The 22,160-nt window shown below is 60.0% G+C and carries 21 protein-coding genes; 4 read left to right on the top strand and 17 right to left on the bottom strand.

Annotated elements, in window-relative coordinates; genetic code table 11:
* Positions 1–181: 181 nt before the first annotated feature.
* From KGB07_RS23340 to KGB07_RS23295, 10 genes are all read right to left on the bottom strand, one after another.
* Complete coding sequence (locus KGB07_RS23340) at positions 182–2,275, bottom strand: LTA synthase family protein (protein WP_046037439.1); 2,094 nt, start codon at positions 2,273–2,275, stop codon at positions 182–184.
* Positions 2,276–2,612: 337 nt separating this feature from the next.
* On the bottom strand, positions 2,613–3,218 hold the full coding sequence (locus KGB07_RS23335) for an START domain-containing protein (RefSeq protein WP_008050362.1): 606 nt from the start codon (positions 3,216–3,218) through the stop codon (positions 2,613–2,615).
* 96 nt (positions 3,219–3,314) lie between these two features.
* Entirely contained in the window at positions 3,315–3,569 is a 255-nt protein-coding gene (locus tag KGB07_RS23330) for a YkgJ family cysteine cluster protein (protein ID WP_046037440.1), read from the bottom strand.
* A gap of 166 nt (positions 3,570–3,735) precedes the next feature.
* Positions 3,736–4,218, bottom strand: coding sequence for a hypothetical protein (locus KGB07_RS23325; RefSeq protein ID WP_046037441.1), 483 nt, complete (start codon positions 4,216–4,218; stop codon positions 3,736–3,738).
* A gap of 80 nt (positions 4,219–4,298) precedes the next feature.
* Positions 4,299–5,738 carry a PLP-dependent aminotransferase family protein gene (locus KGB07_RS23320; protein ID WP_046037442.1) on the bottom strand — a complete coding sequence of 480 codons (1,440 nt, stop codon included), beginning with the start codon at positions 5,736–5,738 and terminating at the stop codon, positions 4,299–4,301.
* A 200-nt stretch (positions 5,739–5,938) separates the two neighbouring features.
* Entirely contained in the window at positions 5,939–6,751 is an 813-nt protein-coding gene (locus KGB07_RS23315; protein ID WP_223466655.1) for an OmpA family protein, read from the bottom strand.
* On the bottom strand, positions 6,748–7,104 hold the full coding sequence (locus KGB07_RS23310; RefSeq protein ID WP_046037444.1) for a DUF4398 domain-containing protein: 357 nt from the start codon (positions 7,102–7,104) through the stop codon (positions 6,748–6,750). Before KGB07_RS23310 ends, KGB07_RS23315 begins: the two co-directional genes overlap by 4 nt.
* Before the next feature lie 9 nt (positions 7,105–7,113).
* Positions 7,114–7,953 carry a substrate-binding periplasmic protein gene (locus tag KGB07_RS23305; RefSeq protein ID WP_223466653.1) on the bottom strand — a complete coding sequence of 280 codons (840 nt, stop codon included), beginning with the start codon at positions 7,951–7,953 and terminating at the stop codon, positions 7,114–7,116.
* A gap of 98 nt (positions 7,954–8,051) precedes the next feature.
* Positions 8,052–8,996 carry an electron transfer flavoprotein subunit alpha/FixB family protein gene (locus KGB07_RS23300; RefSeq protein ID WP_046037446.1) on the bottom strand — a complete coding sequence of 315 codons (945 nt, stop codon included), beginning with the start codon at positions 8,994–8,996 and terminating at the stop codon, positions 8,052–8,054.
* Between the two features lie 2 nt (positions 8,997–8,998).
* Positions 8,999–9,748: an electron transfer flavoprotein subunit beta/FixA family protein gene (locus KGB07_RS23295; protein ID WP_007945693.1), complete on the bottom strand. Its 750-nt coding sequence runs from the start codon at positions 9,746–9,748 to the stop codon at positions 8,999–9,001.
* Positions 9,749–10,296: 548 nt separating this feature from the next.
* Here KGB07_RS23295 and KGB07_RS23290 point away from each other — a divergent pair.
* Entirely contained in the window at positions 10,297–11,961 is a 1,665-nt protein-coding gene (locus tag KGB07_RS23290) for an electron transfer flavoprotein-ubiquinone oxidoreductase (protein ID WP_046037447.1), read from the top strand.
* A 181-nt stretch (positions 11,962–12,142) separates the two neighbouring features.
* Here KGB07_RS23290 and KGB07_RS23285 read toward each other — a convergent pair whose 3' ends face one another.
* Positions 12,143–13,033: an AraC family transcriptional regulator gene (locus KGB07_RS23285; protein WP_046037448.1), complete on the bottom strand. Its 891-nt coding sequence runs from the start codon at positions 13,031–13,033 to the stop codon at positions 12,143–12,145.
* Positions 13,034–13,236: 203 nt separating this feature from the next.
* On the opposite strand from KGB07_RS23285, the gene KGB07_RS23280 reads away from it, so the two are divergent.
* Entirely contained in the window at positions 13,237–14,289 is a 1,053-nt protein-coding gene (locus tag KGB07_RS23280) for an NAD(P)-dependent alcohol dehydrogenase (RefSeq protein WP_046037449.1), read from the top strand.
* Here the strand turns inward: KGB07_RS23280 and KGB07_RS23275 are convergent.
* The 6 genes from KGB07_RS23275 to KGB07_RS23250 form a co-directional block, all read right to left on the bottom strand.
* Entirely contained in the window at positions 14,286–15,089 is an 804-nt protein-coding gene (locus KGB07_RS23275; RefSeq protein ID WP_046037450.1) for an IclR family transcriptional regulator, read from the bottom strand. The two genes, KGB07_RS23280 and KGB07_RS23275, sit on opposite strands and share 4 nt — an antisense overlap.
* Positions 15,090–15,149: 60 nt before the next feature.
* Positions 15,150–16,460 carry an MFS transporter gene (locus KGB07_RS23270; protein ID WP_046037451.1) on the bottom strand — a complete coding sequence of 437 codons (1,311 nt, stop codon included), beginning with the start codon at positions 16,458–16,460 and terminating at the stop codon, positions 15,150–15,152.
* 174 nt (positions 16,461–16,634) lie between these two features.
* Positions 16,635–17,783 (bottom strand): galactonate dehydratase, encoded by a 1,149-nt coding sequence (gene dgoD, locus KGB07_RS23265; RefSeq protein WP_046037452.1) that lies wholly within the window; start codon positions 17,781–17,783, stop codon positions 16,635–16,637.
* 48 nt (positions 17,784–17,831) lie between these two features.
* Complete coding sequence (locus tag KGB07_RS23260; protein WP_046037453.1) at positions 17,832–18,452, bottom strand: 2-dehydro-3-deoxy-6-phosphogalactonate aldolase; 621 nt, start codon at positions 18,450–18,452, stop codon at positions 17,832–17,834.
* A gap of 19 nt (positions 18,453–18,471) precedes the next feature.
* The gene (locus tag KGB07_RS23255) at positions 18,472–19,464 is read right to left on the bottom strand and encodes a 2-dehydro-3-deoxygalactonokinase (protein WP_223466651.1); all 993 of its coding nucleotides are present in this window, start codon (positions 19,462–19,464) and stop codon (positions 18,472–18,474) included.
* Between the two features lie 145 nt (positions 19,465–19,609).
* Positions 19,610–20,092, bottom strand: a complete 483-nt coding sequence (locus KGB07_RS23250; protein ID WP_008047047.1) for a GNAT family N-acetyltransferase — start codon at positions 20,090–20,092, stop codon at positions 19,610–19,612.
* Positions 20,093–20,291: 199 nt separating this feature from the next.
* Between KGB07_RS23250 and KGB07_RS23245 the strand changes: the two genes are divergently transcribed.
* Positions 20,292–21,497, top strand: coding sequence for an MFS transporter (locus KGB07_RS23245; protein ID WP_223466649.1), 1,206 nt, complete (start codon positions 20,292–20,294; stop codon positions 21,495–21,497).
* Positions 21,498–21,578: 81 nt separating this feature from the next.
* Entirely contained in the window at positions 21,579–21,908 is a 330-nt protein-coding gene (locus KGB07_RS23240; RefSeq protein WP_046037456.1) for a hypothetical protein, read from the top strand.
* The last annotated feature ends 252 nt before the right edge of the window (positions 21,909–22,160 follow it).

Here is a 22,160-nt window from a genome sequence, read left to right as displayed (position 1 = left end):
TACCTGGCCGAGCTTCATGCCTCAGCCCCGCACTATGTCCTGCCTCATCGGCGAGAGGAGCGTATTTATCCTCGCGCCATCCGGCTCAAATCACCGAAGTATCCGATCAGAAATAAAAATGCCAGTCAGCTTAACTGACTGGCATTACCCTTGAAGGGCCTCTTTACTATTGCGTCACAACTTAGTCCGGCTTGCCATCAACGACACCAGCGGTGTTGTCCAGCAGGCTCTTGGTCGCTGTTTGCAGGAACGCTTCGAGCTTGAGTTTCAACTCGGCGGTACGCGGCGCATCAGCAATGATTTCGGCGTGAGGGTTGGCACCCAATTCATACTGATACAACTTCGGCGCCATGTCCTTGTCCTTCGGCAGGACCAGAATCTGGTCTGCGGTGAGGATGGCCGTGGTCTGCTCGCTGCCCGACGGCTTGATCACACCAATACCGGCGTCGCCTTCCGGCAGGTTGAGCAGGTCGCGTCCCCAGCACTGATGACGCACTTCGCCACCGATGCGGCCCATGATGGTCGGCACGATGTCGATCTGAGTGCCCACAGTGTGGTCACGCTGGCCGAATTTTTCCTGGATGCCCGGCGCGATCATCAGCATCGGCACGTTGAAGCGACCCAGGTCCATTTCGGTGATCTGCTGTTCGTTACCAAAACCGTGGTCACCGACGATGACAAACAGGGTTTCCTTGAAGTAAGGCTCCTTGCGGGCCTTTTCAAAGAACTGGCCCAGCGCCCAGTCCGCGTAACGCATGGCGGTCAGGTGTTCGTTCAGGCTGCCACGATCGGTCACGCGCTCGACCGGCAATGGCGTCGGCAAGGCGTAAGGCGTGTGGTTGGACAGGGTTTGCAGCAAGGCATAGAACGGCTTGCCGTTTTCCCGCGCCTTGAGCTCGACCAGGCCACGGTCGAACATGTCCTGGTCGGACACGCCCCAGGTCGGATCAGAGAACACCGGATTCACGAAATCGTTACGACCGATGAAGTTGGTCATGCCCTGGTTGCTGAAGAAACCCGACTGGTTGTCCCAGGCGAAATCGCCGTTGTAGACATACACGTCGTCGAAGTCACGGGTGCTGAGCAACTGCGGCAGACCGGACAGCTTGTGGCTGCCTTCCGGGGTCTGCATCAGGTATTCGAAACCCGGCAGGTTCGGGAAGCAGGCCATGGTGGCGAACATGCCCTGGTGGGTATGGGTGCCGTTGGAGAAGAAGCGGTCGAACAGCAAGCCTTCCTTCGACAGTTTGTCGAGGTACGGCGTGATGTTGCCCGGCCCACCCAGCGCCCCCACCGAGTGACCGGCCATGCTTTCCATCAGGATCACGACGACGTTCTTGATCGGCAGGGTCTTGTCGGCTGGCGGGGTGTAATCGCGACGTACCGCCGCGGTGTCGGCATCCACCAGTTTTTCGGCCGGCAGCACCAGCATGTCACGCACCACTTGCTGGGCTTGTGGCTGTGGCAGGGTCGCCTTCCAGATATTGTCGCGTTCTTCGGACATCCGGCTCTTGGCTGCGGCTACCAGCGACAGCGTGCCGTTGAGGCCCAACTGGTTGGCGAAATTCGAGTCGGTGGTATAGACGTCACCCCAACGCAGCGGCGGGCCCTGACGCAGGGTGCCACGGGCGGCGACTACGCAAACCAGCAGGCACACCACAAACACCGCGATACGCGCGTACCACGGCGCAACCTGGCGTGTGCCGATGCTGCCGCCACTGAACGGGCCACGAGGACGGGTCGCACGGTCGGCGCCCTTGAATGCCAGGCTCAGGATCCAGGTGCCCACAGCCCATGCCAGCAGGTAACGGACCACCGGGAAACCGTACCAGAGCATGCTCATCACGGTTTTCGGATCTTCCTTGACGTACTGGAAGACCAGGCCGTTGAGGCGTTGGTGGAATTCACGATAGAAGTCCATCTCCATCAGGCCCAGGAACAGCGCAATGCTGGAGACCACCGTCAGCCAGAGACGGAACAGCCCGCGTGCCGCCATGGCCCGGGCGCTGAACAGTGCCAGCAGCAACGGAATGCTGAGATAGACCACCAGGCGCAGGTCGAAACGCAGACCGTTGGCGAATGCCTCGAGGAAGGTCGAGGCCGGCGTGTCGAGGATCATCGAGCGGTTGTAAACCAGCAGCGCGACGCGCAGCAGGCTGAACATGACCATCATGACCAGGGCACACAACAGCGTGTAGGACAGATGCGATTTGACGGTCGGTTGCAGCAGGCGACTAGAAGCTCGCTGCTGATTCAGGGCGTCCGGGATTGCCATGTCGTTTTAGGACCCATTGGAAGTTGAAGTTTCAAAAATACAGCTGCGCCTTGCCCTCTTTTCGGCCCGTACCAGGCCTGGGGGTTTGCGCGGTGCGCAAATGTTGCACGATCAACGGCAGCATTGCCATTGATAACTACCCTCATCCCGACTCTTTCATCCTGCATCCAGCAATACGCAACGCGTGACGGGAGAGCCGGCGAATTGTCTTGGAGACTTGGTGAAAATTTCGTGCAACGCATATCCGGAAACAAATTAAAGCCTGCGCACCGTTCAAAAACGCAAACGCCCCGATCGAGTCGGGGCGTTATGAAGTCATCTCAAAAGAGCGACACAGTTACTTCTCGGCGCGTTCCTTGAGGGCTTTCAAGGTATTGAACGGGGCATCCACCACGAACTTGTTGGCCACCATCGACGGCACGCTGCCGCCCGGCTCGGTGTGCACCTGATAGGTCACTTCGATCTGGTCGCCCTTGGGTACGAACTTCCAGAAACCGTCGACCTTGGCGACCCGGACGAAGCCTTTTTCTTCAGGAATGTATTTCGGTACGCCTTCGAGCTTGCGGGTCAGGCTGCCATCGGCGCCTTCGATGGTGGTGACGTGCAACACCGAATCTCGGGGAGTAACCGGCCACGGGGTGTTGAACTGAGTGTAGGTCCAGCTCTGGTCACCTTCGTGCTTGAGCAGCTTCTGGGTTTTGCATTCGTGAATCCAGGCGCAGGCTCCAGGCACGTCTTCCTGCAACGCACGCAGCTTGGCCATGGTGGTCTTCATCAGCGTGACGCCCTGATAGGCCTTGTAGTCGGAGCCGGCCACTTCACTCAGGGAGATCTTGATGCCGTCTTCGTCTTTCTTGACTTTCCAGTCTTCGGCCTGGGCCGTCGAGGTAGCCAGCACAACCGTCAAACCACACAGCACAGCCATACGATGCAGCGAACCCATAATTTTATTCCTTATTGTTGAAGTTCCGTTCGTTGGGCTTGCACCTCCGATCACCTTCAGGTTTTTCGGAGGTGATCGGAGGTGCAAGCCCACACATCACGCCGCCGTCATTTGCTCCCACCAGCCAATCAGCCGAATGGCTTCTTCGCTGCTGCTTCCGCACACCTCGGGGTCGGCCTCGAAGGCAGAACACACCGCCGGCCGTTCCGGCTGGCCGAAAATACTGCACAGGTTATCGGAGGAAAGTTGCAGGCAACGCTGCCCCGCGGCCTTGCCATTGGGCATACCGGGAATCGGTGAACTGATGGAAGGGGCTATGCAACAAGCGCCACAGCCCTCACGGCATTTCATGACGACAAGCTCCTCGCGACGAGCGATGTGTTAAAGGACGGGGCACAGAGTACCCGCTAAAACAGTTGTTTTAAATTACCTGCGAGCGGGTTTTTCAACTCAACCGAGCATGACCGAGCAGTCTCCGACAAAGCGTCTGGTCTGCGGTTCGCGGATCGGGATGAAGTTACTGCTTGAACTCGAAATCCAGTGCCGCACCTTCGACCTCGCGGCGCTCTTCATTTCGCAGTTGCAGCTGCATTTCATTGCTGATCAGCCGGCCGTTGAGCTGGAACTGGCTGCTATCGCTTTTGTCACCGAACATCTGGGGTAACAACGGCTCGCGCCTGACCAACGGCACCGTTCCGACCGGCTTCAGTTCCTGAACCATATCCTTGGGCAAGCTCAGGTCCAGCCTGGCAGATGGAAGCTCGGCCTTTACCACCTCGCTGGCCGGTTTCGATTTGGAGGCAATGGGCGGATGTTTTTTCACGGGCGCAGCCTGCTTACTGATCGCCGAGGCTTTTTTCGCAGGTGCGGCTTCTATCGGTGCGACATGGAAACTGCCGGTGGTCCGCTGATCCTGTTCGGTAGCGGCCACGACGGATGCCGGCTGAATACTCGCAATCAGGCAGAGCAAAAGCCAGGCGGCAGGAAAAGTCGGTTTCATGTATCCCACGGTGGGTGCAAACGGCAGAGATGCATATGCTCGCCTGTTGCAGCCCACAAGACAAGCGCAGTAGCAGCCCGTTACAAACCGCCAGCCATCTCCTGGCAGATTTGGGTGGCCAGCATGCCCAGGGTCATCAATGCGCGCTCGGCTTCACGGTTCCACGGGATGCCGCAGTTGAGCCGGATGCAGTGATTGAATTGCTCGGTATTACTGAAGATCAGTCCCGGCGCGATACTGATGCCCTGCTGCAATGCCCGCACGTGCAACTCTTGCGTGTTGACCCGCCCCGGCAGACTGACCCACAGAATGAAGCCGCCGGTAGGCCGGGTCATCTGCGTGCCTTCAGGGAAATACTGCTGCACGGCCAGCTGGAAGGCACTGAGGTTTTTCCGGTACTCCTGACGGATGAAGCGCAAATGCCGGTCATACCCGCCATTTTCCAGGTAAGCGGCAATGCCCATCTGGGTCACGCTGCACGCGGAATGCGTGCTGAAGGTCTGCAAGCGCTGGATCTCCTGCTGATACTTGCCGGCAATCATCCAGCCGATCCGCACGCCAGGCGACAGGGTTTTAGAGAAGCTTGAGCAATAGATCACCCGGTCCAGCCGATCGTAGGCCTTGAGGGACTTGGTGCGCCCCTGCTCGAACATCAGCTCACCGTAGATATCGTCTTCGACAATCTGGATATCGAAGTCCGACGCCAGGCGCAGCAATTGTTTCTGTCGCTCCTCTGGCATGGTACCGCCCAATGGATTGCTCAGACGGGTGGTCAACACCAACGCCTTGATCGACCATTGGTTGGCCGCCAGTTGCAGGGCTTCCAGGCTCATGCCCGTGGCAGGATCGCTGGGGATCTCGATAACCTTGAGGCCTAACAGATCGGCCAGTTGCAGCAACCCGTAATAGGTCGGCGACTCGGCCGCGATCAGATCGCCCGGACGGGTCAGCACACGCAAGGACATCTGCAGCGCATCGACGCAGCCGTGGGTGATCACCACTTCCGACGGATCGACCACCACGCCGGCATCGCGCATGCGGATCGCCACCTGTCGGCGCAACGGTTCGAAACCGGGGCTGAACATGTAGCTGAAGGCCCGCGGGCTATGGAAACGGGTGACCTTGGCCAATTGCTGATGCAGTGCCCGCACCGGCAAATAGTCGACACTCGGCACCGCAGCGCCCAGCGGAAAGACACCTTCACGACGGGATTCGACCAGGACTTGCTGAATGATGCTGCTGCGGGTGACCAGGCCGGGGCGCTCGACCCGGGCGATGTCCGGCGTCGGCGCGGTGAGTGCCGGCGTCTGGTGCACGTAGTAACCCGACTGCGGCCGGGCGCGGATCAGCCCCTGATCTTCGAGATTGGCATACGCCTGCAACACCGTCGCATGGCTGACATTGAGCTGCGAGCTCATCTTGCGCACCGAAGGCACGCGCTCTCCCGGTTGATAGACCCCACGGCGGATGTCTTCGGCCAGTTGTTGAGCAATACGTTGATAGAGCAAAAGATTGGTCATGACGCAGCACTCGATTTCACGGGCATTTTATTCTTGTGTGAAACAATACCGGAACAGTTTAGAAGTGTACGGGGACAGTTGCCACAATAGTCGACCGTACAGTGCGGTGTCAGCAAAATCTGTACTGTTTTGTGCGGTGATCGGCAGGCAAAAAAAACCCGGCGCTGCATGGCAGGCCGGGCTTTCCAGCGACGCAACCCTTAGCGGGCAGCGCCGAGCTGGCCCTTTTCGTCGGAAAACACAATTTCCACCCGACGATTCTGCGCACGGCCCCGTTCCGACGCATTCGCGTCCACCGGATACTCGTCGCCATAACCCTCGACCTGGATGCGCTTGTCGTCGATGCCCAGGTCCATCAGCACGTCAGCCACCGATTGTGCGCGGTCGCGGGACAGCTTGAGGTTTTCCTGCTTGCCCCCGGTACTGTCCGTATAACCTTCGATCCGCACCACACGCTTGGGGTTGAGTTGCAAGAACTGCACGATCTTCAACACCACACGGTTGGCCGACGGTTTCAATTCCGCTTCGCCCGTGTCGAACAGCATGTCGCCCAAGGTCATTACCAGCCCGCGGTCGGTCTGGCTGGTGGTCAACGCCAGGATCTGCTCTTCGAGCCATTTGCCTTGCTGCTGCACGCTGAACAGTTTGGATTCACGCAGTGCCAGTTGCAGACGCTGCCGTTCCAGTTCGAGTTTCGCCGCTTGCTCTTCGTTGAGCACCTGATTGGTGTGCTCCCGGGCAATGGCGCTATAGCGCTGGCTCAGGTAGGCGTAATGCACCACGTCCGAACCGCTGCCCCAATAGCTGGACAGGCGATCGGCACGGGCCAGGGACTCACCGGCGCGAATCACGTCCTTGGGGGCGATTCGCAGCACATTGGAGTCTTCCTTGACCTTCTGAAAGTCGGCACCGGCCTGCTGCAATGCAGTCTCGCTGTGCTGGCTGGCGCAGCCAAAGAGGCTCGCGCAGCCTGCCAGGATCAAACCGCCGAGGGCTTTGCTCTGGAGGTTCATTCGGCATCTCCCAGTTGCTTGCGCAGGCGGGCGATGCGGGTGTTGAGCACGTTCAACTGTTCCTCGCTCTTGGCCGTCAACACCTTGGCTTCAGCCAGGCGCGCATCGAGTTCGGCCTGTTCGGCCCGCATGCGTGCGTTTTTGAAGGATTGATCGGTCATGTTGCCCTTGGCGCGGTTGAACTTGTCTTCGGCCAGTTTCATTTCCGGCACATCGTCTGCCGTGGCGCCCACGGCCTTGGCCTGTTCGAGTGCCTGTTCGGTCAGGCGAATCTGTTCATTCGGCGCAGGATCGGTTGCACAACCCGCCAGGGCGGCAAAGGCCACGGCAGCGAAAAGAAGTCGAATACTCACTGAAAATCCTTACTGTTTTGGGGTACTGACGGGTTGTTGCGGGGGGATTGGCTGTGGTTGTGAGCGTTGTGATTTCCAGCGCTCGATATTGCGCATCAGCACGGCTTCCGTCAGTCCGGACGCGGGCAATTCTGTCATCTTTTTGGCCAACTGTCCGCGCAACCACGGATCGTTGCAGGCCGAGTCATGGGAAATCGCCAGGTACAGGCCAGGCTTGTCGACCGGTTGCGAGCGAGCGACCAGATCAGCGGCCATGCCCAGTGTCTGTACAGTCGCCATGCCCGAGTAACGCCCTGCCAGTACAAACTCGACTTCGCCCAACAGCAGTTTCTGAAAGGCCTGGGTCAGGTTGGACGTGTGCGTGAGGGTCAGTTGCTGTCCGGCAAAGGTGCTGAATTGCGGGGTCAATCGGGCCTTTTCCGACACGGCACCGGGATGGCCGTGCAGGTCCTGCACTTCGTTGTAGACCAGCGTCGAGTCCTTGCGAGTCCAGACCAGATAGTCGTTTTCCAGCAAGGCTGGATGGATGTAGTCCAGCGTCTCCAGTTCGCTGACGGTCAACGTCGCGTCCGCCAGCATGTCCATGCGCCCGCTGCGCACTTCGTCCAGGGCCTGGCTGCGTTTTCCGGCATAAAGCAGTTCGACCTTGAGCCCCAACTCCCCCGCCACTTGCTGCAGCAAATCGGCGCTGGCACCGATCAAGTATTTGGGATTCTGCGGGTCTTGCCACAGGTACGGCGGCGCGTCCGGGCTGCCGGTGACCACCAGGCGTTCGCATTTGCCTGCGGCGACAGACAGCGCCGGCAATAGCGTCAATCCCAGCAAGCTCCACACAAAGCGCAGATCCATGGCTACACACTCCACTCATACCCGGTTATGCCACCAGAAAAAACACAAAAAAAAAGCCCGACCAAAAGGCCGGGCTCTTTATAAGTGAAGCAGCCGGATTAGACCAGCTTCTCCAGCTCTGGGATGGCTTCGAACAGGTCCGCCACCAGGCCGTAATCGGCCACCTGGAAGATCGGCGCTTCTTCGTCCTTGTTGATCGCAACGATCACTTTGGAGTCTTTCATGCCGGCCAGGTGCTGGATCGCGCCGGAGATACCGACGGCGATGTACAGCTGTGGAGCAACGATCTTGCCGGTCTGACCGACCTGCATGTCGTTGGGAACAAAACCTGCGTCGACCGCGGCGCGCGATGCTCCGACGGCAGCGCCCAGCTTGTCGGCCAGGGCGTACAGGTGTTTGAAGTTGTCGCCGTTCTGCATGCCGCGGCCGCCGGAAACGACGATCTTGGCAGCGGTCAGTTCCGGACGATCGGACTTGGCCAGTTCTTCGCCAACGAAGCTGGAGATGCCAGCGTCGTGGGCAGCAGCAACGGCTTCAACGGCAGCGGAGCCGCCTTCAGCGGCAACCGGGTCGAAACCGGTGGCACGCACGGTGATCACCTTGACCGCAGCGTTCGACTGAACGGTAGCGATGGCGTTACCGGCGTAGATCGGACGCTTGAAGGTGTCAGCGCTTTCTACCGAGATGATCTCGGAGATCTGGTCAACGTCCAGGGCAGCGGCAACGCGCGGCAGGATGTTTTTGCCGTTGGAAGTAGCAGCAGCCAGGATGTGGCTGTAGCCCGCAGCCCCTGCTTCCTGGGCAAGAGCTGCAACCAGAGGAGCGACGTTTTCCGGCAGCTGGTGCGCGTAGGCAGCGTTGTCAGCTACCAACACTTTGCTCACACCAGCGATTTTCGCAGCGGCTTCAGCCACGGCACCAACACCCTGGCCAGCAACCAGAACGTGGATGTCGCCACCGATTTTGGCGGCAGCAGCAACGGTGTTCAGGGTGGCAGGAGCCACAACCTTGTTGTCGTGCTCAGCGATTACCAAGATAGTCATGATTAGATTACCTTCGCTTCGTTTTTCAGTTTCTCGACCAGTTCAGCCACCGACTTGACCTTGATACCCGCGCTGCGTGCAGCCGGCGCTTCGACTTTCACGGTCTTGTTGGTGGAGGCGGTGGAAACGCCCAAAGCATCCGGAGTCAGCACTTCGAGAGGCTTCTTCTTGGCTTTCATGATGTTTGGCAGAGACGCGTAGCGCGGCTCGTTCAAACGCAGGTCGGTGGTGACGATGGCCGGCAGTTTCAGGGAAACTGTCTGCGCGCCGCCGTCGACTTCACGGGTAACAGCTACGCTGTCGCCGCTGATTTCGACTTTCGAAGCGAACGTGCCCTGACCGTAACCGCTCAATGCAGCAAGCATCTGGCCAGTCTGGTTGTTGTCGCTGTCGATGGCCTGTTTGCCAAGGATCACCAGCTGAGGCTGTTCCTTGTCGACAACAGCTTTCAACAGTTTGGCAACAGCCAGGGAAGTCAGATCTTCGGCGGACTCGACGAGGATGGCGCGGTCGGCACCCAGAGCCAGCGCGGTGCGCAGTTGCTCTTGAGCGGTAGACGGGCCTACGGAGACGACGACGATTTCAGTCGCAACACCCTTTTCTTTCAGGCGTACGGCTTCTTCCACGGCGATTTCGCAGAACGGGTTCATCGACATCTTGACGTTGGCAAGATCGACGCCGGAATTGTCCGCCTTGACGCGAACCTTGACGTTGTAATCCACAACGCGTTTGACAGCTACAAGAACCTTCATGGATTCCTCGTTACTCTCCGGTGAAAAGAAAGTCGCCTAGGCGAACCTGGCGGTTGATGCTCATCGGGCGCAAGGGCACCTCCAAAAACGCCGGCAAAGCTGTCAAGTGACCATCGCTCATGATCTGGATGACCGTTCGTCAGTGGTGACTGACGAGTCATTCAACATCGCGGCGTGTAAACTGCGTATCAAACCCGCGCAGCGCATCACTCTCTACTGCTATCGCCCTGTCTTTAGAGGTGCTCTTGAAGCCAACAGTCAGCCTACGGCGAGCGCAAAACCGCCCGTATCTTGACCGGAACGCCTATTCCGGTCAATACGCCAAAATGGCCGTTCATAAGGCGCGTGACTTTGATTTCTCTGGCTTTGAGCCAATTCAAACAAACGTTTGTATTGGACGCTGAGAGTGGTGTAGATATAATGCGCCACCAAAAGAGAAAGGTGGTCAATCGATTGTCCTCTTCCGGCGTTGCGCCGGGATTCATGGATGCGACACCCGACTTCCAAATTAGAAAAAAAACTGTTGAGCCTTGAGTAGGAGATAACCTGTGGAACGCGAATACATGGAATTCGACGTGGTCATCGTCGGTGCCGGCCCCGCTGGTCTTTCCGCCGCCTGCCGCTTGAAGCAGAAGGCCGCTGAAGCCGGTAAGGAAATCAGCGTCTGCGTGGTCGAAAAAGGCTCCGAAGTCGGTGCTCACATCCTGTCCGGCGCCGTGTTCGAACCACGGGCCCTGAACGAACTGTTCCCGAACTGGAAAGAACTCGGCGCGCCGCTGAACACCCCCGTCACCCGCGACGACATCTTCGTTCTGAAGAACGCTGAAAGCGCGCAAAAAATTCCAGACTTCTTTGTGCCCAAGACCATGCACAACGAAGGCAACTACATCATCTCCCTGGGCAACCTGTGCCGCTGGCTGGCCCAGCAGGCCGAGAACCTGGGCGTGGAAATCTACCCGGGTTTCGCCGCTCAGGAAGCGCTGATCGACGAAAACGGCGTGGTGCGCGGGATCATCACCGGCGACCTGGGCGTTGACCGCGAAGGCAACCCGAAGGAAGGCCTGTACACTCCTGGCATGGAACTGCGTGGCAAGTACACGCTGTTCGCCGAAGGTTGCCGTGGCCACATCGGCAAGCAGCTGATCAAGCGCTTCAACCTGGACACTGACGCTGATGCCCAGCACTACGGCATCGGCCTGAAAGAAATCTGGGAAGTCGACCCGGCCAAGCACCAGCCAGGCCTGGTGGTGCACACCGCCGGTTGGCCGATGGACATCATGGGCACCGAGAACACCGGTGGCTCGTTCCTCTATCACCTGGAAAACAACCAGGTGGTTGTCGGCCTGATCGTCGACCTGTCCTACAGCAACACCTACCTGTCGCCGTTCGACGAGTTCCAGCGCCTCAAGCATCACCCGGTGCTTGCTCAGTACCTGGAAGGCGGCAAGCGCATCAGCTACGGCGCACGTGCCATCTGCAAGGGCGGCCTGAACTCGCTGCCGAAAATGGTGTTCAAGGGCGGCGCGCTGATCGGTTGCGACCTCGGCACCCTGAACTTCGCCAAGATCAAAGGCAGCCACACCGCGATGAAGTCCGGCATGCTCGCCGCTGAATCCGTGGCTGACGCGCTGTTCGCCGAGAAGGACAGCAGCGAAGAGCTGACCACTTATGTGGACGCGTTCAAGAAGAGCTGGCTCTACGAAGAACTGTTCGCCAGCCGCAACTTCGGCCCGGCGATCCACAAGTTCGGCGCCATCGTCGGTGGCGGTTTCAACTGGCTCGACCAGAACATCTTCGGCGGCAAACTGCCGTTCACCCTGCACGACACCAAGCCGGATTACGCTTGCCTGAAACTGGCGGCCGACTGCAAGAAAATCGACTACCCGAAACCGGACGGCAAGATCAGCTTCGACAAATTGAGCTCGGTGTTCATCTCCGGTACCAACCACGAAGAAGAGCAACCGTGCCACCTGAAGCTGGCCGATCCGAGCATCCCGATCAGCAAGAACCTGCCGCTGTACGATGAGCCGGCACAGCGTTACTGCCCGGCTGGCGTGTATGAAGTGATCACCAAGGAAGACGGCGAGAAGCGCTTCCAGATCAACGCCCAGAACTGCGTGCACTGCAAGACCTGCGACATCAAGGACCCTGCACAGAACATCACCTGGGTGGCGCCGGAAGGTGCCGGCGGCCCGACTTACCCGAACATGTAAGCCGAACCGCGAACATCAAGGCTCCCGAAACGGGGGCCTTTTTGTTGCGTGCAATTCAGGACAAAACACTGCCCCCTGTAGGAGCGAGCCTGCTCGCGATAGCGGCCTGTCAGTCAGCTACGATGTCGGCTGATAAATCGCTATCGCGAGCAGGCTCACTCCTACAGGGTTTATCGGTATATCAGGCTGCGCGCTCGTCTCCGGGATTACGCTCAAAGTACCGCTTGTACTCGCGACTGAACTGCGACGTGCTCTGATACCCGACCCGATGCGCCACCTGCGCCACGCCCAATCCCTCGCCCAGCAACAACTGCTGCGCCCTGAGCAGACGCAATCGCTTCAAATACTGCACCGGCGACAACAAGGTGCTGCGCTTGAAATGCTCGTGAAAGGTCGACGCACTCATGTTCGCGCAACTGGCCAGGGTCTCGACGTTCAGCGGTTCGGCAAAATGCGCATGCAGATGGCTGAGGGACGCCGCGATCCGGGCGAACTGCCCCTGCTGCTCCACCAGCGCTCGCAACACATCGGCTTGCGGACCGCGCAATGCGACGAACAGCAACTCGCGCAGGCGCGCTTGCCCCATGATCTGGCATTCCAGCGGATCGTGCAGGCAACGCAGCAGCCGCTCGACACAACCACGCATGGCGTCATCGAGCACTGCCGAGGTCATGGACTCAGGTGTTTGCGCCGGAATATGCCGCCCCGGTGCCAGGCCCATCGCCAACACCAGTTCACCCAGCATCACCCGATCAATCGCGACGGAAACACCCAGCATTGGCCCGTCCGGCGCGGCAAAGGTTTCACACTCGAACGGCACCGGCAGCGCCTGAATCAGATAGTGCCCTGCCCCGTATTCAAGGGTGCGCGGCCCCAGGTATGCCAGTTTGCTGCCCTGGGCGATGATCACCAGGCTCGGTTCGTAGATCTGCGGCCCACGGGCCACATCGCAACTGGCCCGCAGGACCTGCACGCCCGACAACGAGGTGGGGACGAAACCGTCGCGAGTGGACAGCGGCTCGATCAGCGAAACCAGGGTGGCATTGGCATCAAGGTGACGGGTTAACAGCATCGGGGGCTCTTCACAAAAAAAGTCACAAAAAAGTCACGGAAAAAGGGACGAAAGCATCATCGCAGATCCGCTGCCCAATACGACGGCTCGCACCCGCATGCCGGAGGAATAGGCATGACACCCGGAGGAATCGCCATGGCCGGTACCGGGTTCGGCGCCCAGAATGCGCCACCTCACCCGTCAGCGCTTTTGCGAGGTTCACCATGTACACCGCCATCGGATACGCCGCCCAGTCGGCCACCACTCCCCTTGCCCCCGTGAAATTCGAACGTCGCAGCCCAAGGCCTGACGACGTTGCCATCGAGATTCTCTACTGCGGCGTCTGCCATTCCGACATCCATCAGGCCCGCAACGAGTGGGGCATTGCCGTTTACCCGCTGATGCCTGGCCACGAAATCGTAGGCAAGGTGACCGCCGTCGGTGCGAAAGTCACCCAACACAAAGTCGGTGATCTGGTCGGTGTCGGCTGCATGGTCGACTCATGCCGCAGCTGCGAAGCCTGCCAGGCCAACCTGGAGCAATACTGCCTCGAAGGCCCGACCCTGACCTACGCCACCCCGGACCGGGTCGACGGTAGCAACACCATGGGCGGTTACTCCGACAGCATCGTGGTCAGCGAGCATTTCGTGGTGCGCATCCCTGAGAAACTGGCCCTGGCCAGCGCCGCGCCGATCCTGTGCGCCGGCATCACCACCTACTCGCCGCTCAAGCACTATGGCGTGAAGGCTGGTGACAAGGTCGGGATTCTCGGCATGGGTGGCCTGGGCCACATGGGCATCAAGTTCGCCAAGGCCATGGGCGCCGAAGTGACGCTGTTCACCCGTTCGGCAAGCAAGGCCGAAGAGGCGCGCCGCCAGGGTGCGGACCACGTGATCGTGTCCACCGATGACGCGCAGATGCAGGCCGCCGCCGGTCACTTCGATTTCCTGCTCGACACCATTCCGGTGCAGCACGACCTCAACCCATACCTCGATACGCTACGTTTCGACGGCGTGCATATCCTGGTGGGGTTGATCGAACCGGTGGAGCCGCCGGTGCATGCCGCCAAACTGGTGTTGGGGCGTCGTGTGCTCGCCGGCTCGCTGATCGGCGGCATCGCCGAAACCCAGGAAGTGCTGGATTTCTGCGCCGAGCACAACATCACCTGCGACATCGAAATGCTCGACATCCGCCAGATCAACGAGGCTTACGCCCGCATGATTGCCGGTGACGTGAAGTACCGCTTCGTCATCGATATGGCGACCCTCAAGGTTTAAACCTTGAGGCCAAGCTCCGCCGACAGCCGGGCCGTGACCCCTTTGATCAGGGGAATCAGCTCGGCCATTTTTTCCAGCGGCATGTAAGGCACGGTACTGGCAATGCTGATACCGGCGACGATGCGTTTGCTGGCATCACGAATCGGCGCGGCTACACAGCGGATCGATGGTTCATTGTCTTCCAGGTCGAAGGCATAACCGCCAGCTACGTACTCGACCATGCGCTGCTCGAACTGCTCCCAGGACTGCTCCAGGTGCTGAGGCCAGAACTGGTTTTTCCCACCCACCGGCAGGCTGACGTCGTACAGGCGCTGCCACTCTTGCGGCGAATCATCGAGCATCAGCGCCTTGCCGATCCCGGTACGCGCCAACGGCATGCGATGGCCGACCCGCGAACGCATTTCCGGGCCATTGCGCCCCGGATTCTTGTGCAGGTACAGCACTTCGTCGCCTTCACGAATCGCCAGGTGAATGGTGTCGCCGGTCAAGGCCGACAACTCATCCAGATACGGCCCGGCCAGGGTCACCAATGGCAACTCTTCACGGGCCTGAAAGCCCAACTCGATCAGTTTCGGCCCCAGCAGATAACCGACTTGCGGCACCACCCGCAGATAACGCTCGTCTACCAGGCAACTGGCCAGCCGATGGGTGGTGCTGCGCGTGGTACCGATCAGCCGGGCGATTTCCTTGAGATCCCGGGCGCCGCTGGCCACGGCGTGAACCACACCCAACCCGCGAAGCAGGGTCTGGGTGCCGGTCGGCGCGGCGTCCTTGGCGATTTTTGGGGCGTCTTCCTGCATATCCAGCCTTTACCGTTGAGCGAGTGAACGGGCGGCATTATGGTCGCCCGCGTGCCACGACTACAACTTGATACGCTCGACCTTGCCCACCAGCAAGATGTAGGACAGTGCGCCAATCAACGCCAGCACCGAGATGTAGGTAATTGCCGGGGCAAAAGAATCACCCGTCGCGAGGAAGCCGATCACGATAGGCGTGGCAATCGCCGACAGGTTGCCGATGAAGTTGAACACCCCGCCGGTCAGCCCGAGCAAGCGCGCAGGAGCCAAGGTCGATACCAGCGACCAGGTGATCGAAGCCAGGCCATTGCCGAAGAATGCCAGCGCGAGGAAGGCAATCACCAATGGCGTCGACTCGACGAAGTTGGCGCCGATGATCGAAGTGGAAATCAGCAGGCCGCTGATGATCGGCAACTTGCGTGCGAAACCAACCGTGTAACCGCGACGGATCAAAAAGTCCGAGAAGAAACCGGAACACAGCACACCGATAAACGCGGCGAGAAACGGCAGCGATGCCAACAGGCCGGACTTGATGAAGTCCATGCCGCGGTACTTCACCAAGTAGGTCGGGAACCATGTGAGGAAGAACCACAGCGTCGAATTGAGACAGAACTGCCCGAGATAAATGCCCCAGAGCTTGCGCTTGGTCAGGACGATACCCAGGTCGGTCCAGCTGAATTTGGCTTTGACCTTGGCCTGTTCGGCCTGGATATCCACCAGCCCGCCGCCCTCGCGGATCAAGTCGATTTCCGCGTCATTGGCACCTTTGAAATCCCGAGGCTCGCGATACACCGCGTACCAGATCACCGCCCACAGAATGCCCACCGCGCCCGTGGCGACAAACACCATGTGCCAGCCGAACTCGTGCTGCAGCCAGGCCAGCACCGGCGTCAGGAAAGCCAGGCCGACGAATTGCCCGGAGGTGTAGAAACCGATGGCCGTGGCGCGCTCGCGCTCCGGGAACCAGGTGGTGACCACGCGGCTGTTGATCGGATAGGCCGGCGCTTCCAGGGCACCGACGGCCATGCGCAACACGAACAGCGCGATGAAGCTGCCGGCGAAGCCGAGCATCACCGTGGCCACCGACCACAGCAGCAAGGCGACGCTGTACAGAATCCGTGGCGGCACACGGTCCACCAGCCAGCCGCCGGGGATCTGCATGGCAGCGTAGGTCCAGCCGAACGCGGAGAAAATAAGGCCGACGTGGATCGGGTCGATGCCCAGGTCACTGGTCAATGCCGGGGCGGCAATCGACAGGTTGCTGCGGTCCAGGTAGTTGATCACCACGGTGATGAACAACAGCACCATGATGAAAAAACGCTTGCGGCTGGGCGTCACCAACGACGCCTGCCCGGTGAGGGTTTGCGGTTGCATGGGGGGGGGTGCCTCTTCTTATGGTTATTGAGGTCGTTCTAAAGACTGACGCAGCCCCCTTGTGGGAGTGAGCCTGCTCGCGATAGCGGTGTGTCATTCAGCATTGATGTCGACTGACACACCATCGCGAGCAGGCTCGCTCCTACAGGGGATTTGTGGTGGATCAGAGATCACTCACCACTCGGCAAAACTGCCATCGGCATGGCGCCAGATCGGGTTGCGCCAGCGGTGGCCGATGGCGGCGCGTTCGATCACGTATTCCTCGTTGATCTCGATGCCCAGGCCCGGGCCGTTCGGGATCTTCACGAAGCCTTTGTCGTAGTCGAACACCCGTGGGTCTTTGACGTAGTCGAGCAGGTCGTTGCTCTCGTTGTAATGGATGCCCAGGCTCTGCTCCTGGATGAACGCGTTGTAGCAGGCCGCGTCCAGTTGCAGGCACGCCGCCAGGGCAATCGGGCCCAGCGGGCAATGCAGCGCCAGCGCGACGTCGTAGGCTTCGGCCATGTTGGCGATCTTGCGGGTTTCGGTGATGCCGCCAGCGTGGGACGCATCCGGCTGGATGATGTCGACGTAACCTTCGCTGAGCACGCGCTTGAAATCCCAGCGCGAGAACAGCCGTTCGCCCAAGGCGATCGGCGTACTGGTCAGCGGCGCCAACTCTTTCAGCGCTTCGTAGTTTTCGCTCAGCACCGGCTCTTCGATGAACATCAGCTTGTACGGATCAAGCTCCTTCATCAGCACCTTGGCCATGGGCTTGTGCACCCGGCCATGGAAGTCCACGCCTATGCCAACGTTCGGGCCGACGGCATCGCGCACGGCGGCGACGTTGGCCAGAGCCTGGTCGACCTTGTCGAAGGTATCGAGGAATTGCAGTTCTTCGGTGCCGTTCATTTTCACTGCGGTGAAACCACGCTCGACCGCGTCTTTCGCCGCGCGCGCGGTGTCCGCCGGACGGTCGCCGCCGATCCACGAATACACACGAATCTTGTCCCGCACCTGGCCACCCAGCAGGTCGCTGACCGACACCCCCAGCGCCTTGCCCTTGATGTCCCACAGGGCCTGGTCGATACCGGCCAGGGCGCTCATGTGGATCGCGCCGCCACGGTAGAAGCCGCCGCGGTAGAGTACGGTCCAGATGTCTTCGATGTTGCGCGGGTCTTTGCCGATCAGGTAGTCGGACAATTCTTCAACGGCAGCCGCAACCGTGTGGGCGCGGCCTTCGACCACGGGCTCGCCCCAACCGGTGACGCCCTCGTCGGTTTCGACCTTGAGGAAGCACCAGCGCGGCGGAACGATGAAGGTGGTCAGTTTGATGATTTTCATCTTTTGGCTCTCTTATTAGATGCAGCGCGCTCGGCGCTCAAAGAAGTCTTAGCGAAGGGCTTTCCAGGCAGCGACGTAGGCCTTGGCATTGGCCGCCACTTGCGCGGGTGTCATGCCCGGTTTGAACAGACCGGAGCCGAGGCCGAAACCTTTGACGCCGGCGTCGATGAACGACTGCATGTTGTCCGGCGTGATCCCGCCGACCGGCGCCAGAAGGGTTCCGGCCGGCAGCACCGCGAGCCAGGCTTTGACGACTGCCGGGCCCATCTGCTCGGCCGGGAACATCTTCAGCACATCCGCGCCTTCAGCCAGTGCCGCGAAGGCTTCGGTCGGCGTGGCGACACCCGGCGACAGGTACAGCCCCGCCGCTTTCGCCGCGCGCAAGACCTTCGGATCGCTATGGGGCATGACAATCACCTGGCCGCCCGCGGCTTTCACCTGCTCGACCTGTTCCGGCGTCAGCACCGTGCCGGCACCGATCAGGCAATCGGCGGGCAAGGTACTGCGCAGGATGCGAATACTTTCGTACGGCTCAGGGGAATTGAGCGGCACTTCGATGACGCGAAATCCGGCGGCGTACAGGACTTCGCCGATGGCCACCGCTTCCTGCGGGCACAGGCCGCGCAGGATCGCGATCAGGCCGTTTTGCGCCAGGGCTTGTTTGAGCATGTCAGGACTCCAGTCAGGTTTAACGGGATGCGGTGCACGTGACCAGGCCGGCAGCCAGTGCCAGTTGCCACAATCCGCGTTCGGTGGCCTGTTCGGCCAGGGTCACCCGGGCAAAACCGCAGGCGTCGAGCGCACGGCTGTAGCGGGCACAGAGTTGGGGGTTGCCGATGAGGATGATCGAAGGCAGGTGCACGCTGTTGCGCCGGTGCCGCTGGACATTGGCCAGGGCCGCCAACTCATGGCCGATCAGCAGGCCGGACAGATAGTCCGCCTGGGCGGTGGCCCTCAAATCGCCGGTCAGCCCGAGACTGCGGGCACTGAACATCGTCGACAGCGGACCGATTTCACCGTCCGCCGACAACGCGACCTTCACGCCGCGATCAAACGCATCGCCATCGAAGGACCCGCCACATTGTTGGGTGCGTCCGAGAATGCTGTGTTGACTGAGCACAGCGAAGACTTCGCCAGTCATGAAAGTGTCGAAATGCATGATGCAGCCGTCGGCCACTTCCACCCATTTCGAATGGCTGCCCGGCAGGCCGATCAGCAGATCAGCGCCCGCCTCGCTCTCCAGGTTTTGCAGCACGCCGAGCACCTGGGTTTCTTCGCCGCGCATCACGTTCGGCAAAGGCGAACGCTCGATGACGCCGGGCACGATGTGCACATCGACGCCGCGCAGGCTGCGCACGGTTTGCAGGGAAGTACTGAGCGTGGCGACGTTTGCCGGGGTGTCGCGGTAGGCCGCTTCGCTCCAGCCCTGGGCGCTGCCGACCATGCCGCAGGCAATCACCGGCAAATCCGGCTGGGCATCGAGCCAGTCGCCGCAGGCCTCATCGAAGGCCAGTTCAAAACCATCGGCGCATTCCCGGCCGCCAATGATTCGCGGCGCTTTCGGCAGCTGCATGATCCCCGACGACAGCGAGCGCTGTTCGAGCACTTGGCCACCTTCAGCCAGTTTGTAAGCACGTAATGAGGTTGTCCCCCAGTCGAGCGCGATCAATTGCGCCTGCATCGCTTCACCTGTTTTGGTTTTTGGCAGTGAGTGAGCGGGACTATAAACCTTGGCGCTACAAAATCTCAATATATAAATATCAATCCCATATTATGGGACAAGACAAAAAAATCGCAGCCCGAAGTCTGCGATCTTTTAAAAGCGATCAGTTACCCGCTGCGAAATCCCGCAACACTGCCCCATCCATCCGATAGCGCACCCACTCCTCCTGCGGCTGCGCGCCCAGGGATTTGTAGAAATCGATGGCCGGCGTATTCCACTCCAGCACGCTCCACTCAAACCGCCCGCAATCATTGGCGCAGGCGATTTTCGCCAGATGCCGCAGCAGGGTCTTGCCCGCACCGCCGCCGCGCTGTTCCGGAGTGATGTAGAGGTCTTCGAGGTACAGGCAGTTGCTGCCAAGCCAAGTGGAATAGCTGAAGAAGAACACCGCGAAACCGATGGGTGCACCGTCGCGCAGGCAGATCAGGCCATGGGCGGTGGCGCCTTCGCTGAACAGGCTGCGCTCGATATCGGCAACGCTGGCGATGACTTCATGGCGGGCACGTTCGTAGTCGGCCAGTTCAGTGATGAACGCGAGGATTTGCGGTGCGTCACTGGGGGTCGCCGGGCGGATTTCGATCGTCATGGACGTGCCTTGTCAAAAGTGGAAAACGCCATACTAAGTCGGCGCGTGACGTGTGGCGAGAGAGCTTGCTCACTGGCCACAAATGCGCTCATTACTCCGGCCAACACTAACCCTGGAATCGATAACCTCAGACCTAACATTCGGTCACTGCGTGGTTAGATACCTGCGCTGCTCATTCAGCCGGTCAAGGAACCGCGTCATGTCTACCGCAACATCCCCAGTTTCAAGCAAGCTGTTCGGCCTGTTCTGCCTCGCCAGTTACCTGTTGTCGTTGTCCTACGGTTCGACCTTTTTGCTCTCATTGCTGATCGGTTCTCGCGGCGGTAACGAACACGACGCCGGAAGTGTGATTTCGGCGGCGATGCTCAGCACCTTTGCGGCGGTGATTGTTTCCGGTCATTTGTCCGACCTGCTCGGCGCCGCCCGATCGGTGGCGCTGTTCGGAGTGTTGCTGGTAGCAGCCAGCCTGGGCTTCGCCCTGACCCCGGGCTTCGGTCACCTGCTGTTGTTTTTCGGACTGCTGCTGGGCCTGGGCTGGGGCGTGTTCTACACCCTTGGGCCGATCATCGTGGCGAGCCTGGTGACACCCGCACAGCGCGCCAAGTACTTCGCCCTGCTGTCGGGCAGCATGATGACCGGGATCGGCAGCGGCCCGTTGCTCGGTCGTGCGGCGAGTGCGCTCGGTTATCCGGTGACGGCGGCGTTTTACCTGGCGGCGCTGGCCAGCCTGATCGGCGTATTGCTGTTCTGGCGCCTGGATCGACAACTGAAACAGACGCCCGCGCAATCTGGCAGCGTGTCGCGGATTTCCTGGCGTGCAGCAGCTCAGGTGCTGTCGTCCAGGGCCGTGCTCCCGATCATCATGGTTGGTCTTGGCGGCTGTGTGTTCGGCGGCCTGTCGAGTTTTCAAACCAGTTATGCGGCGGCGCACTCACTCGACTACTCGCTGTTTTTCCTCGGCTTCATGTGCGCGGCGATCAGCGGCCGCATGCTGGTTGCCGGCTTCGTGGTCAAGCGCGATCCATTCCGTGCGTCGTGCGTGCTTTCGGGGTTGATGCTGGCATCGATCGTGATGTTCGGTTTTGTCGTCGACAGCAGCTTCAGCTACGTACTCGCGGCGGTGATGCTCGGAATCGGTTATGGCCTGACCTACTCGGTGATCAACGGCCTGGCCGCCAACGAAGCGCCGAACGGCACCACCGCACAATCCTTGCTGTTGTTCAGCTTGTCGTACTTCATCGGCGTGTTCGGCTTTCCATTGCTGGCCGGGAAAATCATCGTCGAGCAAGGCATGCCCACACTGTTGCTCACGGTGTTGGCGGTTGCCTCGCTCAACTGGCTGATCACCGTGGGCCGACTGATCTGGCGTAGGGCCACAGCGGTTAGCGCATTGGAGCAGGCCTGAGCCGTTCGTCGCCAACAGTGCACCCATCCGGGTCGAGGGCGTACTAATCAGGTAAGGACTCTACTCGTTGGAGACACCGCCATGATCCTGTCCAGGTTGACCGCCCTCGCTCTCACTGCGCTTTTGTCCGCTGCCTCCTTCGCCGAGACCATCGGCCCGAGCACCGGCCCGACCAATCCGGTGGAAAAACCCAGGGCCCCCGCCATCAAGAGTGCCCCCGGCATGAATACCGATGGCACCACGATCGACCACAACCTGCCGCCCTCCACCGGCACTGCCCCGCGGGTTCAGGGCAATGACGCGGGACGTCAGGGCGGTATAAATTTGCCAGGCAGCAAAACACCCAGCAGCGGCGGACTCGGCTCGACCACTAGCGGCAGCTCGGGTGATGACGACGATGACAGTCAATAGTTGCCAATTTGAGGACAGAAGCTGGAACGAAGAATTTTGCGCTATCAGGAATGTGCAGGCAGGAATTGATTGAGGCGCTGCGCAAGGCAAGTGAGTGCCGGATCATGTGTTGAGTTTAAGGGCCTGAGGGTGTCCTAGATTTTGTGTAAACGGGATTTTTATTAAACCGTTAACAGACGATCTTCGAACTGGATACTGAAGCGATTCAAGGCCGCTTTCCAGTCCCGGATCGGCATCGTCCACTTCTTGCTG

The sequence above is a fragment of the Pseudomonas sp. GL-RE-26 genome (assembly GCF_019956275.1).
GTDB classification, from domain to species: Bacteria; Pseudomonadota; Gammaproteobacteria; order Pseudomonadales; family Pseudomonadaceae; genus Aquipseudomonas; species Aquipseudomonas grandcourensis.
This window is presented reverse-complemented; position numbering and strand designations above follow the sequence as displayed.